The organism is Halobaculum sp. EA56, from assembly GCF_051195075.1.
Lineage (GTDB): Archaea > Halobacteriota > Halobacteria > Halobacteriales > Haloferacaceae > Halobaculum.
In genome coordinates this window covers 343,123-357,176 of record NZ_JBNTJX010000004.1, presented here as the reverse complement: position 1 = coordinate 357,176, position 14,054 = coordinate 343,123, and the positions used below count along the sequence as shown (strand labels likewise).

Annotated in this window: 12 protein-coding genes; 6 read left to right on the top strand and 6 right to left on the bottom strand. The window is 69.8% G+C overall.

What is annotated here, in order from left to right; all coding sequences use genetic code 11:
* Nucleotides 1-42: 42 nt before the first annotated feature.
* Both smc and ACQUQ1_RS09700 read left to right on the top strand, forming a co-directional pair.
* On the top strand, nt 43-3,630 hold the full coding sequence (gene smc, locus ACQUQ1_RS09705) for a chromosome segregation protein SMC (RefSeq protein ID WP_435064078.1): 3,588 nt from the start codon (nt 43-45) through the stop codon (nt 3,628-3,630).
* A complete protein-coding gene (locus ACQUQ1_RS09700; RefSeq protein WP_435064077.1) occupies nt 3,623-4,489 on the top strand; it encodes a segregation/condensation protein A in 867 nt (288 codons plus the stop codon). The genes smc and ACQUQ1_RS09700 overlap by 8 nt, the downstream gene beginning before the upstream one ends.
* A gap of 52 nt (nt 4,490-4,541) precedes the next feature.
* Here ACQUQ1_RS09700 and ACQUQ1_RS09695 read toward each other — a convergent pair whose 3' ends face one another.
* The 3 genes from ACQUQ1_RS09695 to ACQUQ1_RS09685 all read right to left on the bottom strand — a co-directional run bounded on the left by ACQUQ1_RS09695 (nt 4,542) and on the right by ACQUQ1_RS09685 (nt 6,222).
* Nucleotides 4,542-4,730: a hypothetical protein gene (locus ACQUQ1_RS09695; protein WP_435064076.1), complete on the bottom strand. Its 189-nt coding sequence runs from the start codon at nt 4,728-4,730 to the stop codon at nt 4,542-4,544.
* Nucleotides 4,731-4,783: 53 nt separating this feature from the next.
* Nucleotides 4,784-5,662: an S-methyl-5'-thioadenosine phosphorylase gene (gene mtnP, locus ACQUQ1_RS09690; protein ID WP_435064075.1), complete on the bottom strand. Its 879-nt coding sequence runs from the start codon at nt 5,660-5,662 to the stop codon at nt 4,784-4,786.
* Between the two features lie 92 nt (nt 5,663-5,754).
* Entirely contained in the window at nt 5,755-6,222 is a 468-nt protein-coding gene (locus ACQUQ1_RS09685) for an SRPBCC family protein (protein ID WP_435064074.1), read from the bottom strand.
* Between the two features lie 108 nt (nt 6,223-6,330).
* Between ACQUQ1_RS09685 and ACQUQ1_RS09680 the strand changes: the two genes are divergently transcribed.
* Nucleotides 6,331-7,638 carry a 5'-deoxyadenosine deaminase gene (locus ACQUQ1_RS09680; RefSeq protein WP_435064073.1) on the top strand — a complete coding sequence of 436 codons (1,308 nt, stop codon included), beginning with the start codon at nt 6,331-6,333 and terminating at the stop codon, nt 7,636-7,638.
* An 11-nt stretch (nt 7,639-7,649) separates the two neighbouring features.
* On the opposite strand, the gene ACQUQ1_RS09675 is transcribed toward ACQUQ1_RS09680, so the two are convergent.
* Nucleotides 7,650-8,099 (bottom strand): NUDIX hydrolase, encoded by a 450-nt coding sequence (locus ACQUQ1_RS09675; protein ID WP_435064072.1) that lies wholly within the window; start codon nt 8,097-8,099, stop codon nt 7,650-7,652.
* 100 nt (nt 8,100-8,199) lie between these two features.
* Between ACQUQ1_RS09675 and ACQUQ1_RS09670 the strand changes: the two genes are divergently transcribed.
* A complete protein-coding gene (locus ACQUQ1_RS09670; protein WP_435064071.1) occupies nt 8,200-9,639 on the top strand; it encodes an MATE family efflux transporter in 1,440 nt (479 codons plus the stop codon).
* A 142-nt stretch (nt 9,640-9,781) separates the two neighbouring features.
* On the opposite strand, the gene ACQUQ1_RS09665 is transcribed toward ACQUQ1_RS09670, so the two are convergent.
* On the bottom strand, nt 9,782-10,987 hold the full coding sequence (locus tag ACQUQ1_RS09665) for a sensor histidine kinase (RefSeq protein ID WP_435064070.1): 1,206 nt from the start codon (nt 10,985-10,987) through the stop codon (nt 9,782-9,784).
* A gap of 128 nt (nt 10,988-11,115) precedes the next feature.
* Between ACQUQ1_RS09665 and ACQUQ1_RS09660 the strand changes: the two genes are divergently transcribed.
* Nucleotides 11,116-11,673, top strand: coding sequence for a hypothetical protein (locus ACQUQ1_RS09660; RefSeq protein ID WP_435064069.1), 558 nt, complete (start codon nt 11,116-11,118; stop codon nt 11,671-11,673).
* 292 nt (nt 11,674-11,965) lie between these two features.
* Nucleotides 11,966-13,003: a DUF7504 family protein gene (locus tag ACQUQ1_RS09655; RefSeq protein WP_435064068.1), complete on the top strand. Its 1,038-nt coding sequence runs from the start codon at nt 11,966-11,968 to the stop codon at nt 13,001-13,003.
* A gap of 79 nt (nt 13,004-13,082) precedes the next feature.
* On the opposite strand, the gene ACQUQ1_RS09650 is transcribed toward ACQUQ1_RS09655, so the two are convergent.
* Nucleotides 13,083-14,039, bottom strand: coding sequence for an AEC family transporter (locus ACQUQ1_RS09650; protein ID WP_435064067.1), 957 nt, complete (start codon nt 14,037-14,039; stop codon nt 13,083-13,085).
* Nucleotides 14,040-14,054 lie beyond the last annotated feature (15 nt).

Below are 14,054 nucleotides of genomic sequence, written 5' to 3'. Positions count from 1 at the left end.
AGCGGGGCGTCGCGGTCGACACACCACGCTCCAGACACACGTATGCACATCAAGGAACTCGTCCTGGACGACTTCAAGAGCTTCGGACGGCCGACGCGGATCCCCTTCTACGAGGACTTCACCGTCATCACGGGGCCGAACGGCTCCGGGAAGTCGAACATCATCGACGGCGTGCTGTTCGCGCTCGGACTGGCGCGGACGCGCGGCATCCGCGCGGAGAAGCTCACCGACCTCATCTACAACCCCGGCTTCGAGGACGGCGAGGGGCCCTCCGGCGAGCGAGAGGCCAGCGTCGAGGTGGTCCTCGACAACGGCGACGGCACGCTCGACCGCTCGCAGGTCGTGAGCGCCGCCGGCAGCGAGGACGTCGGCGACGTCGACGAGATAACGATCAAGCGCCGCGTGAAGGAGACCGAGGACAACTACTACTCCTACTACTACCTCAACGGGCGCTCGGTCAACCTCTCGGACATCCAGGACCTGCTCGCACAGGCGGGCGTCACGCCGGAGGGGTACAACGTCGTCATGCAGGGCGACGTGACCGACATCATCAACATGACCCCCCACGAGCGCCGGGGGATCGTCGACGAGATCGCCGGGGTCGCCGAGTTCGACGCGAAGAAGGAGGACGCCTTCGAGGAGCTGGAGACCGTCGAGGAGCGCATCGACGAGGCCGACCTCCGGATCGAGGAGAAGGAGGAACGCCTCGACCAGCTCGCCGACGAGCGCGAGACCGCGCTGCAGTACCGGGACCTTCGCGACGAGAAGCAGGAGTACGAGGGCTACCTCAAGGCCGCCGAACTCGAGGACAAGCGCGAGGACCTCGAGAGCACCCGCGCCTCCATGGAGTCCCGCGAGGAGGACCTCGAGGAACTCCGCGCGGAGCTCAACGAGCGGCAGGCGCGGGTCGACGACCTGGAGGCGGACCTCGACGAGATCAACCGCGAGATCGAGCGCAAGGGCGAGGACGAGCAGATCGCTATCAAGGCCGAGATCGAGGAGATCAAGGGCGACGTCTCGCGGCTGGAGGGGAAGATCGAGAACCAGCGCGAGCGCGTGGAGGAGGCCGAGACCGAGCGGCGCGACGCGTTCGTCGCGATCGACAAGAAGGACGAGGAGATCGACGAGCTGGAGTCGGAGATCCGCGAGGTGAAAGTCGAGAAGGCGAACCTGAAGTCGACGCTGACGACGAAGCGCAGCGACCTCGCGGAGGTGCAAGCCGAGATCGACAGCGTCGACACCGAGTTCGACGAGCTGAAGGCCGACCTCGCGGAGAAGAAGGAGACCCTGGAGGAGCTGAAGGCCGAGAAGAACGAGCTCCAGCGGGAGAAGGACCGCCTGCTCGACGACGCGCGACGGCGCTCGAACGAGATCGGCGACGTCGAGGAGGAGCTGCAGGAGACCCGCGAGGCGATCCCGGACCTGACGGAACGCGTCTCGAACCTCCACTCGGAGCTGGACAAGGCCGAGAAGAACAAGGCGAGCATCGACGGCGTCATCGAGGACCTCCGCGCCGAGAAGCAGGAGTTCCAGGACGAACTCGACGGCGTCGAGGAGGAGATCCGCGCGAAACAGCAGGAGTACTCCCAGCTGGAGGCCCGCGCGGGCGACTCCGGCGACACCTCCTGGCCCCGGGCGGTGACGACGGTGACGAACGCCGACTTCTCGGGCGTCCACGGCCCGGTCGGCGAGCTCGCGTCGGTCCCGGACGAGTACGCGACAGCCTGTGAGACCGCCGCGGGCGGTCGGCTCGCGAACGTCGTCGTCGACGACGACGGCGTCGGCTCCGACTGCATCGACTACCTGAAGCAGCGCAACGCGGGTCGCGCGACGTTCCTCCCGATCACGGAGATGGACGACCGCGGCCTCCCGTCCCTGCCGAACGACCCGGGAGTCGTCGACTTCGCGCGCAACCTCGTCGACTACGACCCGGAGTACGAGGGGATCTTCTCGTACGTCCTCGGGTCGACGCTCGTCGTCGAGGACATGGACACCGCCAGGCACCTGATGGGGAACTACCGGATGGTGACGCTGGACGGCGACCTCGTGGAGAAGTCCGGCGCGATGACCGGAGGATCGGGCGGCGGCTCGCGCTACTCCTTCTCGAAGTCCGGGAAGGGGAAGCTGGAGCGCGTCGCAGAGGAGATCCACGACCTGGAGGACGAACGCCAGCGGATCAAAGCCGAGATCGCGGACATCGACGAGGACCTGGAGGACGCCCGCTCTCGCGCCTCCGACGCCGCCGAGAAGGTGCGCGACATCGAGTCCGACATCGAGCGCGCCGAGGAGAAGCGCGAGGCGAAGGAGGCCCGCATCGAGGAACTGGAGGAGCGCCTGGCGGACCTCGAGGAGGAGCGCGAGTCGGTCGACGCGGAGATGACGGAGCTCGACGGGGAGATCGAGGCGGCCGACAGGGAGATAGCGACGGTCGAGGCCGACATCGAGGAGCTGGAGGCGGAGCTCGCCGACTCGAAGATCCCCGAGCTGTCGGCGGAGGCCGACGAGATCCGCGCGGAGATCGAGGACATCGAGGACCGGATGGACGACCTCGACGGGGAGCTGAACCAGCTCCAGCTGGAGAAGCAGTACGCCGAGGACGCCATCGACGACCACCACGAGACCGTCGAGGAGGCACAGGAGAAGAAGGCGGACGCGGAGGAGCGCATCGCGGAGTTCGAGGAGCGCATCGCCGAGAAGGAGGCGACCCTCGAGGAGAAGCGCGACGCGATCGCGGAGCTGGAGGACGAGCTCGCGGACCTCAAGGAGGAGCGCGAGTCCGTCAAGGAGGCGTACCGCGAGGCGAAGTCCGCCCGCGACGAGCAGGAGACCGAGGTCGAGCGGGTCGTCTCGAAGCTGGACTCCCTGCGCGAGACGGCCGAACGGCTGGAGTGGGAGATCGAGTCGCTGGAGGAGCAGGTCGGCGCCTACGACCCCGAGGAGATCCCCGACCACGACACCGTGGAGTCGGAGATCGAGCGGCTGGAGTCGGAGATGGCGGCGCTGGAGCCGGTGAACATGCTCGCGATCGACGAGTACGAGGACGTGCAGGCGGACCTGGACGACCTCCGGGAGCGACGCGACGTACTGGTCGAGGAGCGGGAGGCGATCGAGGAGCGGATCGACCGCTTCGAGTCCCAGAAGAGGGCGACGTTCATGGACGCCTTCGAGGCGATCGACGAGCAGTTCACCGAGATCTTTCAGCGGCTCTCCGCGGGGACCGGCGAGCTGGTGCTGGAGGACCCGGAGGACCCCTTCGAGGGCGGGCTGACGATGAAGGCGCAGCCGGCGGACAAGCCGGTCCAGCGGCTCGACGCGATGTCCGGCGGGGAGAAGTCGCTGACCGCGCTGGCGTTCATCTTCGCCATCCAGCGGCACAACCCGGCGCCGTTCTACGCCCTCGACGAGGTCGACGCGTTCCTCGACGCGGTCAACGCCGAGCGCGTCGGCGAGATGGTCCACGACCTCGCGGGCGACGCGCAGTTCGTCGTCGTCAGCCACCGCTCGGCGCTGCTGGAGCGCTCCGAGCGCGCCATCGGCGTGACGATGCAGTCGGACAACGTCTCCGCGGTCACGGGCATCCAGTTGGGCGACGACGGCGAGCCGGTGCCGGAGGTGCAGGCCGATGATTGAGGCGCCCGGCGACGTGAGCGGGATCGGCGCCCCGGAGGACGGCGCCGACGAGGACGAGGTCGAGCCGGTCGAACTCCTCGTCAACCTCGCGGAGGAGGGCGAGATCGACCCGTGGGACATCGACGTGGTCGAGGTGACCGACGCCTTCCTCGAACGGCTGGACGAGGCCGACCTCCGGACGGGCGGCCGTGCGCTGTTCTACGCGAGCGTGCTCCTCCGGATGAAGTCCGACGACATGCTCGCGGACGACGACCCCGACGAGGGGGAGGAACTGGAGCCGTGGGAGGCCGCCTTCGAGGGCGGGGAAGCGATGGGCGGCGCGGACGCCCACGCCGCCGACGGCTTCGACCCCGTGTCGGCGCTGGAGGACGAGATGGACCGCCGGCTGGAGCGCAAGAGCACGCGCGGGTCGCCCGAGACGCTGGACGAACTCGTCCGCGAGCTCCGGGAGGCCGAGCGGGGCACCTGGTGGAAGGAGTCGCGCGAGTACGACACCAGCGAGTCGCCGCGAGGGTTCTCCCGCGGGACCCAGACGCTGGAGTACCACGGCGCCGACGACCTCCGCCGCGAGGGCGAACCCGGCGAGGAGGACGTCACAGGGACGACCCACGAGGAGGACATCGAGACGGTCATCGAGGACGTGCGCGCGCGGCTGCGCCCGCAGTACGAGCGCGGCCGCGGCGAGGTGCTGTTCCGCGAGGTCTCGGACGTGGGCAGCACCGCCGTGATGACGTACCTCGCGCTGTTGTTCCTCGCGCACCGCGGCGAGATCACGCTGGAGCAGGACGACCTGTTCGGCGACCTGTGGGTGCGGGACGCCGGCGTCGTCGCCGCCGGCGAGGAAGCGATCGCCGACTGACGGGAGGCAGCGCTCCGTCCCCCGGCACGGTTCCGCGGGCACGCTCGGGCGCTCAGCTTTCACCGCCGCTCCGGCGGCGACGAACCACGCCCCCGAGCAGGTACCCGAATCCCGCGACGGCCGCGAGCGTCGCCAGCACGGCTGGGTCGCCAGCGGCGTTCGCGACGAGGGCGGTCGTCGCGGCCGCGAGCACCGCGTACCCGATCCCGACGGCGGCGTCGCGCGCGACGGCGTCGGACACGACGACAGATCTACGCGACGGGACGACAAAACGGAACGGGTGACCCGGGAGCCTCAGCCGTCCAGGTACTCGTCGACGAAGATCCCGACGCGCTCGCGGGTCTCCGCGGGCACGGCCTCCGCCGGGGTGTTGATCGTCCCGTCGAGCGAGCCGTGAGCCTCGCAGTCCATGTCGTCGGGGAAGGTGCGGACGGCCTCCTCGACGGTCTCCTTGATCGCCTCCTCGTTGGCGGCGGCGTTCTCCAGCACCTCCTGGAGCGTCACCTCGCTGTCCTGCTTCCACACGTCGTAGTCGGTGACGCCGGCGACGGTCGCGTACGCCATCTCCGCCTCGCGAGCGAGCTTGGCCTCCGGGATCGCGGTCATGCCGACGAGGTCCCACCCCTGCGCGCGGTAGAACTCGGACTCCGCCTTCGTGGAGTACTGGGGCCCCTCGATGCAGACGTACGTCCCCTCGTCCACCACGTCCGCGTCGGAGTCGAGGCCGTCGAGCGCGCGCTCGGCCGACTCGGCGAGGTGGTCCGCGAGCTTCGGGGAGTACGGGCGCGTGAACGGCTGGTGGACGACGATCCCGTCCCCGAAGAACGAGAGGTCTCGGTTCTTGGTGCGGTCGTAGATCTGGTCCGGGATCACGAGCGTCTGCGGCGGGAGTTCCTCCTTCAGCGACCCCACCGCGTTGCTGGCGATGACGTACTCGACGCCCGCCTGCTTCAGCGCGTGAACGTTGGCCTTGTACGGGAGGTCCGTCGGGGAACGCTGGTGGTCGGGGCCGTGACGGGGGAGGAAGACGACCTCCCGGCCGGTCTCGCCGAACTCGCCGATCTCCAGGGGCGCGGAGGGCTCGCCGAAGGGAGTCGAGACCGCCTCGGTGCGGGTGTTCCGGAGCGGGAGCGCCTCGTAGATGCCGCTGCCGCCGATGAAGCCGATCGTCATGTGCGTCAGGGTTCTGGCGGTTCCGGCTAAAGGGATGCGGATCGGTCGGCTCGGTGATCGGGCCCGCCCGGCGCGTCGGCGGCTCGCCCCGTTCAACTCGCGTTCGGGACCGGGTCGCCCGCGCGTTCGGTTGCCAGCGACTCCGCACGGTCGCGAAGCGCCTCGTTGACCGCCCGGAAGGTCGCCGTCCAGTCGTCGCCGTAGCGGCGGAACAGGACCCCCGCGAGCAGGCCGGCGAACCGCTCGTCCTGGACGAGGACCGACCGTTCGCCGTCCACGTCGCGCACGCGGAAGCCGTGCTCGCCGTCGAACAGGCCGCGCACCCACAGGTGGCCGACCCAGCGGAGCTCCCGGCCGTCCGCCTGCCGGACGGTCGGCCGGAAGGTGGGCGCGGACCCGGCGGCGGGGCCGGGCCTGACGGTCAGGCGCTCCCCCGACGCCGCCTCGCCCTGGATGCGGGTGTAGTCGTTCCACTCGGGGTAGGCGTCGAAGTCGGTGAGTACCTCGTACACGAGCGCCGCGGGGGCGTCTATCTCCGTCTCCACTCGGATCGTGTTCATGTCTCCGGTACGACGGGAGGGGACAAATACTCGTAGTGAGCCGGGCCAGCACGCGGCGACCCGGATCCGTACGCATTTACGTCCGGACGGTGGACTCCGGTCGGACCCATGCTACTCGCCGGAACCGTCGTCGCCGACCACCGGACCGTCATCGAGGACGGGGCGGTGGTCGTCGAGGGCGACGCGATCGCCGCCGTCGGCGACGGGGCGACCCTCCGCGACCGCTACCCGGACCACGAGCGCCGCGAGTTCGGGATCGTCGCGCCCGGCACCGTCGGCGCCCACGTCCACTCGGTGCAGTCGCTCGGCCGGGGCATCGCCGACGACGCCGCGCTGCTGGACTGGCTGAACGACCACGTGCTCCCGATGGAGGCCGGCCTCGGCGCCGACGGAATGCGCCTCGCGGCCGAACTCGGCTACCTGGAGTGCATCGAGTCCGGCGTCACGACCGTCGTCGACCACCTCTCCGTTCACCACGCCGACGAGGCGCTGGCGGCGGCCGTCGAGTCGGGTATCCGCGCCCGCGCCGGGAAGGTGCTGATGGACACGAACGCCCCCGACGGCCTGCGTCAGGACACCGAGCACGCCCTCGCGGAATCGGAGGTGCTGATCTGGCGGTACCACGGCGCCGGCGGCGGCCGGATCCGGTACGCGGTCACGCCGCGGTTCGCCGTGACCTGCACCGAGGAGTGCCTGCGGGGGTGTCGCGACCTCGCGGACGAGTACGACGGCGTGCGGATCCACACCCACGCCTCCGAGAACACCGACGAGGTCGCCGTCGTCGAGGAACGAACCGGCGCGCGCAACGTCGAGTTCCTCCACGAGGTGGGCCTCACCGGGGAGGACGTGATCCTCGCCCACTGCGTCCACACCGACGAGCGCGAGCGCGAGATCATCGCCGAGACCGGGACGCACGTGACGCACTGCCCGTCCTCGAACATGAAACTCGCCTCCGGCGTCGCGCCCGTCGAGGACTACCTCGACCGCGGCGTCAACGTCGCCCTCGGCAACGACGGCGCGCCGTGCAACAACACGCTCGATCCCTTCACGGAGCTGAAGCAGGCCAGCCTGCTCGCGAAGGTCGACGCCGGCGACCCGACCGCCGTCGACGCGCCGACTGCGTTCCGGATGACGACGCGGAACGGCGCGCGCGCCGCGGGGTTCGAGCGCGTCGGCGCGCTCCGCGAGGGCTGGAAGGCGGACGTGATCGGCGTCGGCACCGACGCCACGCGGGCGACGCCCCTGCACGACCCGATCGGCCACCTCGTCTTCTCCGCCCACGGCGACGACGTGACGTTCACGATGGTCGACGGCGAGGTGCTGTACGACGAGGCCCGCGGCGGCCACCGGACGCTCGACGCCGGGTCGATCCGGCGGCGCGCGCGGGAGTTCGACGTCCCCGGCGTCGAGGCCTGACCGGGTGCGCCTCAGCGACCCGCGGTCCGCGTCTCCTCCGCCGCCTCGACGTAGCCGCGGGTGAACGCCGGGACCGCGTCGTCCTCGCGCAGCCCGTCGAGGTCGTACCAGTGAACGGCGGCGACCTCCTCGGGGTCCGCGGGGTGGGGGTCGCCGGACTCGTGTTCCGCGAGGAGCACGACGTTCAGACACGGCTCGCCGGTGTCGAGCTCGAAGACGCCGCTCGTGACGAGCGTCGTGTCGCCCGCCTCCACGGCGACCTCCTCGCGGAGTTCCCGTCGGAGTGTGGATTCGATCGCGTCGGCGTCGCCGGGGGCGGCTTCGAGAGTCCCGCCCGGCAGGCCGAGCGACCCGGGCGCGTGGTCCTCGGCGGCGCCGCGCTCGATGAGGAGGTACCGCGGCTCGCCGCCGCGGAGGCGGTACACCGCGGCGTCGACGTTGACGACGTAGGCGTCCGTCATATCGGGATGTGCGCGGATCGCCGGAAAGGCGTTCGGGTGGCGTGGTCGGTGATACCACGGGTGAGAAGCGTTCATTACCGACCTTCGCTTCGTAGGTCCCATGGACGACCCTCCCTCGGGAGCGCACGCGTCGGATCTCGTCGAGGGGGACCTCCTCCGGCCGATGTTGCGCGTCGCCTGGCCGCTCGTGGTGATCCAGCTGCTCCAGGTGATGTACAACGTCGCCGACACCTTCTGGCTCGGGCGGCTGTCGGCCGACGCGGTCGGCGCCCTCTCGCTGGCGTTCCCGATCGTGTTCCTGTTCATCAGCGTCGGCGGCGGCTTCACGGCCGCGGGCGCGATCCTCGTCGCCCAGCACACGGGCGCGAGCGCCGCCGCCGGGACCGGCGACCGCGAGGCCGGCCGCGTCGCGGGCACGGCTCTCGGGTTCGTGACGCTGGTCGCGTTCGGGCTCGGCGCGCTCGGCTACGTCGCCGTCGAGCCGGCGCTGGCGCTCATCCCGGCGGACGCGCGGACGGCGACGGACGTGGTGCCGCTCGCGGCGGCGTACATGCGCGTGTTCTTCCTCGCGACGCCGTTCCTGTTCGGCTTCTACACCTTCGTCGCGCTGATGCGCGGCTACGGCGACACGCGCGCGCCGCTCCGGGTGATGGTCGTCTCCGTGGCCGTGAACGTCGTCCTCGACCCGATCCTCATCTTCGGATGGGGGCCGGTCCCGGCCTACGGGATCGAGGGTGCCGCCTGGGCCACGTTCGTCGCCCGCGGCGTCGCCACCGCCGTCGGCTGGTACGTGCTGTTCGGGACGAGCGCGGGGCCAGAGATCCGGCCCTCGGACCTGGTGCCCGACCTCGGCATCGTCCGGCGGATCCTCCGGCTCGGCGTCCCGTCCGCGCTGGAGCAGTCGGGCGTCTCGCTGGCGTTCGTCGTGCTCACGGCGCTGGTGGCGACGTTCCCTCCGGCGGTCGTGGCGGCGTACGGGCTCGGCAACCGCCTCATCTCGCTGGTGTTCCTGCCGGCGATGGGGCTGGCGCAGGCGGTCAACACCGTCGTCGGGCAGAACCTCGGCGCCGAGCGCCCCGACCGTGCGTGGCGCGCCGTCCGCGCGGCGCTGGCGGTGGTGAGCGCGGTGATGCTCCCGGTGGCTGTCGTCGCGGCCGCGTTCCCCGACCCGATCGTCCAGGTGTTCCTCCCGCCAGGGTCGGCGGGGGCGGCAGAGACGATCGGGTACGCCTCGACGTACCTGCGGGTCGCCTCGGTGATGTTCGTCTTCCTGGGCGTATTCGAGGTCGCACGCGGGGCGTTCCGCGGTGCGGGTCGGACGACCACGGCGCTCGTGCTGTCGCTCGTGGCGGTGTGGGTCGTGCGCGTCCCCGCCACGTACGCCGCGGTGTTCGTGTACGACCTCGGGACGACGGGCATCTGGTGGGCGGTCGTCGCCGGCGACACGGTCGGCGCGCTCGTCGCGCTCGCGTGGCTCGCCCGGGGGTCGTGGACGGAGGCGGTCGTCGAGCCGAAGTCGGGCGTCCCCGCGGACGATTGACCCGGCGCGAGCGATCGAGCGTTCATGGTCGAGTCGTCTCCGGGGCGTGGTCCCGACCGCCTCATACTGTCAGACGTCCGCAGTTCGAGAGTTTCGCCACCTCGGGGTGGCGAACGTCTTCACGAAGTCACGTCCGACAGTATCAGATCGCGGTGAACCAGTCGGGGTCCCCGTCGCCCCCTCGCTGCTCGTCGGCGTCGGCGCCGGCGCTCGAAGCCGGCTGCTGCCCCGTGGTCGCCTCGTCCGCGATCTGCTCCCGCTCGGGGGGAGTACGGAACTCGACGGCGAACGTGGCCCCCTCGTCCGAAGACGACACGCGGATCCGACCGCCGTAGCTCTCCACGATGTTCCTGACGTGGTAGAGTCCGTTTCCGTGGTCCGACGACGGGGACGGCTCGAACAGTTCGCCGCTGACCTCCTCGTCGATTCCCTCGCCGTCGTCGGCGACCTCGACGACCGTCGTCTCCGCGTCGGTCGTCGCCGACACCACCACCGACGGCCGCTCGCCGGCGTGTACAGCCGCGTTCTCCAGCAGGTTCGAGAACACGGTCTTGACGAGCCCGTCGGCGAGGACGACCGTCCCGGCGGGGACCCGGACGTCGATCGAGACCGAAAACGAGTCCTCGACGCGGTCTGCCTCCGCAAGCAGCACGTCCCTGACGGCGACCGGCTCGAGCGTCGGCCGCTCGGACTCGCTGAGGATCTCCCTGACCGACGAGACGAACGCCGAGATGTCGGCGCTGCGGTCGCGGATCGTCGCCAGCCGGTCCGCCATCTGGTCGTCCGACGGTGCCTCCTCGCGGAGGAGCCGGGCGTAGCCGTGGATCACGTTCGCGCTGTTGAGGACCTCGTGGCGCAGCAACGAGTTGAAGAACAGGAGCCGTTCGCGCTCGCGTTCGACGCGTACCGCCCGTAGCTCCGATCTGGTCTGGGCGCGGGCGCGACAGATCGCCTTCAGCTCCATTATCCCCACGATGGTGCCGGCGGAGACGCCGAAGCCGGAGGCAACGTTCACCAGAAGCAGTTGCTCTCCCCGGTCGAAGGAGGCGCCGACCGCGTACGCAGTGAGCCAGATCCCGACGACGCTGAGCATCGTCGACCCGCCCATCCACGGGAGCAGCCGGACGAGGAGTGCCTGGTCGATATCCGAGTTGTGCATCCACAGCACACAGCCTGTGAGGACCACCACCGGCATTGCCAACAACAGGACGAAGATGTACTCGCGCAGGGCGTCGATGTCCCCCGTCTGCTCCAGTCTGACGAAGTTGTACAGGTAAAGTCCCAGGAAGGCCAGGAGCGTCGCTACGACGACCACACGTGTCGCGACCCCCCTGTCCCGAGGATCCATTCGACACGCAAGGATTCGACAACCGTTTGTTGAACGCTGCTATGAGGACAGTAGAGTCCACTGAGAGAGTATATAGCCGACATAGAAAAGTAGATGACCCTGCTGTTGAGTCGTCAACTCGTCTGAATATGTCCCGGTCGATACACGCGGACGGAACCGCGACTGCGACCGTCGGTCGGGTACTCCTGTACGCGGTTGTTTCTGCCGTGTTGTTCGTCGTCGGGCTGCTCCCGGCCGAGAGCGTCGGGGAACTCGGGGTCGACGTCGACCTCAAGCCGTTCGTCCTCCCGTACCTCGTGATCGCGACGGCCCGGTTCGACGAGCGGACGCTCGCCGCCAGCGCCGGCGCGGCGGTCGGCGAGGGGACCCTCGACCTCCTGGAGGGGTTTGAACTCGACGACCCCTTCGGCTTCGTCGGCTATCTGGTCGGCTTTCTCGTCTTCGGCTGGGTGCTCCAGGAAGTCGCCCCCGACGCCGACGACCGCCGGTGGCAGGTGGCCGCCTGCGTCTGCGGCGCCCTCGCCCAGGCCGTGTTCGAGGGAACGGCGTTCTACTTGTTGAGCGGCGCAACGGTCACTGAGGCGGCGATCAGTGTCGCGGGAAACACGGTCACGCACGGGCTCCTCCTCGGAGCCATCCCCTTCCTGATGCTGGCTCCGGTCGTGCGAGGTCGGTTTGGCGAGTGACGGTGAGTCGTGGTCGACCGGACCCACGGTGGCGGAGTGTCGGCGTGTAGAGATACCTACCAGGTTCCGGTCACGTATTCTGAACAGTACGTTCGGTTGGATCTATATATCGATTCGGTTTTCAATGATTATAAAATAGGGTTAATTGAAATAGATATAGATCGGTCCAGATGTCCTATCTCGATTACGTCGGCGGGTCGACCGATCGTGGCAGATCGATCGCTATACTCGGGCAGAAATTCGGATCCGACGAAAGAGAAGGCCCAAACGGACCGATCGTCTAGAGTCAGTAATGACAGATGACTATCGTTCCGTCGACCACTCGTTCCTCGACGATTCCTCGGTGCTGCTCGTGGCCCCCGCCTACGACCCCCCGGACGACGAGGCCTGTATCGACCTGCTGACCCCCGTCGACCCCGGGCAGGCGAACGTGTTGAGCGTCACGCTGGAGGCGACGCCCGACGAGCGACTGTCCGTGTGGATGCGGGAGGTCGGCGGGACGCTCCCGTCGCGCGCCCGGGTGATCGACGGGGGGAGCGGGGCGACGCGGGCCTCGCAGGCGGCGGCGTCGGGGGAGTTCCCGACCGTCGACGTCGAGGTGCTTCCGGAGGACGGCGACCTGGTCGACCTCGCCCTGTCGATCGGATCCACGTTGGGCGAATGGGAGGCGACCGACGTGCGGTCGACGCTGTGTCTCCACTCGCTCTCGGCGTTGCTCGACTCCTTCCCCCGGGAGGACGTGATCGGGCTGGTGAACGGGCTGAACGACCGCTGTGAACGGCTGGGCGTGCTCGCCCATCACCACATCGACCCCGACGCCCACGACGAGGAGACGCTCGCGACGCTGCGCCCGCTGTACGATACCGTCGTCGAACACGTCCCGGACGAGGGGTGGATCGTCGCGAGCGACGAGGGCTCGTCGGCCGACCCGTCGTTCCGGGCGGCGACGACCCCGCCCGTGGGACCGGGCGATGCCGACCTCCGCGAACCGGAGGCGGTCCCGATCCCGTACTCGTTCGACACGGTGCTCGATCTGATCTCCCACCCCCGCCGGCGGACGCTGCTGTACATGCTCCGGGCGTGCCCGGACGACGAGATCGGCCTCGACCGCCTCGCGGACGCGGTTCACGAGCGCGAACGGTCGATCCCCGTGCGGGACCCGCCGGGCTCGCGGGACGCCCTGTTGACGTCGCTCGTGCACGTCCACCTCCCGAAGCTCGAAGACGTCGGCGTGATCGGCTACGACGCCGACGCGGAGGTCGTTCGGTACCACCCGAACCCGGCGCTGGAGTCGTGCGTCCGGTACGTCGAGACGCTCGAACTCGGGTGAGCGTAGCCGTCGGCGGCGACGGGCCCGCTCGGTCCGTTCGGTTGCCGGCGTCGACTCGCGTCGCCGGCGTCGACCGCCGTCAGACCAGCGTCCCGCTCTCCAGCAACGCGATCAGCCCCGTCAGCATGGGGATCGACGCGAGCGTGGTCACGAGTATCACCGTGCTCACGTACTCGGGGACCGCCACGCCGCCGACCTCGAGGTCGTCGGCGAACTCGCCGACGAGGATCATCGGCGTCACCGCCGCGGGCATCGCCGACTCGAGGACGAACACCCGCGCGACCGTCGCGTCCTGGAAGCTCACGGCGAGCGCGACGGCGACGGCGACCGCGGGCGCGACGACCATCTTCAGCACCGAGGGCGTCGCCGCCTGCGAGAGCGCCGTCCCGTAGTCGGTCCGCGACAGCTGGATCCCGAGGATGAGCAGCATCACCGGGATCGAGGAGTCGCCGACGAGCTGGAGCGTCCGCATCGCGGTCCCGTCGACCGGCGGGACGAGCCCGAGCGCCCGCGCCCCGAGCGCGACCGGGACGGCCCACACCAGCGGGATCCGGAGCACGCGTCTGACGCCCCGGAGGCCCCCGCCGCCGCCCGCCCGCGAGGCGACGTACACGCCGACGGTGTACACCAGCACCGACTGGATCGCGAGGTACAGAACCGCGGCCGCGCGTCCCCCCGCGGGGAAGGCGAAGTCCGACAGCGGGATGCCGTAGTTGCCGCAGTTGGGGAACGTCGCCGCCAGCACGAGCGCCGAGAGCCGCGGCTCCGACTCGCCGAACAGCCTGCCGACGCCCTCGGCGACGACGACCATCCCGACGATGTACGCCGTCACCGCGACCGTCATCTTCGCGATCGTGGCGCCGGAGAAGGTGGCGGTCGCGAGGCTGTGGAGCACGAGGGCCGGCGCGAGCACGTAGACGGTGACGGTGTTCAGCGGCCCGGCGTCGAGGTCGCTCGTGCGGCCGAGGACGAAGCCGACGGCCGAGACCGCGACGATGGGGAGGACGGCTCCGGCGAAGATGTCGAACAGCGCCACGTGGGCCGTTCCAGC

Coding starts and splice junctions, on each gene's coding strand:
- ACQUQ1_RS09685 (WP_435064074.1), bottom strand. CDS start 6,222: ATGAACACGATCCGAGTGGAGACGGAGATAGACGCCCCCGCGGCGCTC.
- smc (WP_435064078.1), top strand. CDS start 43: ATGCACATCAAGGAACTCGTCCTGGACGACTTCAAGAGCTTCGGACGG.
- mtnP (WP_435064075.1), bottom strand. CDS start 5,662: ATGACGATCGGCTTCATCGGCGGCAGCGGCATCTACGAGGCGCTCCCG.
- ACQUQ1_RS09655 (WP_435064068.1), top strand. CDS start 11,966: ATGACAGATGACTATCGTTCCGTCGACCACTCGTTCCTCGACGATTCC.
- ACQUQ1_RS09670 (WP_435064071.1), top strand. CDS start 8,200: ATGGACGACCCTCCCTCGGGAGCGCACGCGTCGGATCTCGTCGAGGGG.
- ACQUQ1_RS09680 (WP_435064073.1), top strand. CDS start 6,331: ATGCTACTCGCCGGAACCGTCGTCGCCGACCACCGGACCGTCATCGAG.
- ACQUQ1_RS09675 (WP_435064072.1), bottom strand. CDS start 8,099: ATGACGGACGCCTACGTCGTCAACGTCGACGCCGCGGTGTACCGCCTC.
- ACQUQ1_RS09660 (WP_435064069.1), top strand. CDS start 11,116: ATGTCCCGGTCGATACACGCGGACGGAACCGCGACTGCGACCGTCGGT.
- ACQUQ1_RS09665 (WP_435064070.1), bottom strand. CDS start 10,987: ATGGATCCTCGGGACAGGGGGGTCGCGACACGTGTGGTCGTCGTAGCG.
- ACQUQ1_RS09700 (WP_435064077.1), top strand. CDS start 3,623: ATGATTGAGGCGCCCGGCGACGTGAGCGGGATCGGCGCCCCGGAGGAC.